The 343-nt window shown below is 31.8% G+C and carries 1 protein-coding gene; it reads left to right on the top strand.

From position 1 onward, the window contains the following. Positions 1-309: hypothetical protein (locus tag AAEY62_RS21045; RefSeq protein ID WP_350636276.1), on the top strand; the 309-nt coding region annotated here is incomplete at its 5' end. Between the last annotated feature and the right edge of the window lie 34 nt (positions 310-343).

Raw genomic sequence — 343 nt, 5'->3', positions numbered from 1 at the left:
CATGAATCTCTAGATACAAAATTCTTTATAACTACGCATAGTCCATATATTTTATCTGCGCTAAACAACTTTATTTTAGCTGGAGATACTCTTGATAAAGAAGCAATAACCGTAGATGAATTTAAAAAGATCAACGGTACTGGATCTCCGATTAAATTTGAGGATGTATCTGCTTATACTATTATTGAGGGAAAAACTGAGAACATTGCTGATGAAAGCTATCGTATGATAGGTGGAGATATACTAGATAATATATCTGAGCACTTCGAAGAGGTTATGAACAAGCTATTATCTTGTAGTAAGGATTAATATCAATGGATTATGATTTATGTAGTACAGAAAC

This window comes from Pseudoalteromonas sp. GW168-MNA-CIBAN-0100 (genome assembly GCF_040309225.1).
GTDB lineage: Bacteria > Pseudomonadota > Gammaproteobacteria > Enterobacterales > Alteromonadaceae > Pseudoalteromonas > Pseudoalteromonas arctica.
This window is presented reverse-complemented; position numbering and strand designations above follow the sequence as displayed.